The sequence below is a fragment of the Cedecea sp. B1(4) genome, assembly GCF_059414925.1.
Window position 1 is genome coordinate 1 of the sequence record NZ_JCAHMZ010000382.1, and the last position, 263, is coordinate 263.

Below are 263 nucleotides of genomic sequence, written 5' to 3' on the forward strand. Positions count from 1 at the left end.
GGTTGAAGGTCCGCGGCACGACCGCCTCGCAGTTCCTGGACGGCCTGCTCAGCACCGTGGCCCACTACAACAACACCCGCGTCGACCCCTACGCGCTGGAACGCATGGAGATCCTGCGCGGACCGGCCGGCATGCTGTACGGGCAGGGCGCGCTGGGCGGCAGTGTCAACCTGATCAGCAAGCGGCCCAAGGCCGACGCGGCGCGCGAGATCGGCGTCAGCGTCGGCAGCTACGACCGCAAGCAGGTCCAGGCGGATCTGACC

General features: G+C 69.6%; 1 protein-coding gene. It reads left to right on the forward strand.

The genetic code is table 11. The annotated features are described in order from the left end of the window. The coding region (locus ACR6JA_RS23390; protein WP_494599943.1) for a TonB-dependent receptor plug domain-containing protein at positions 1–263 on the forward strand (263 nt) is incomplete at both ends.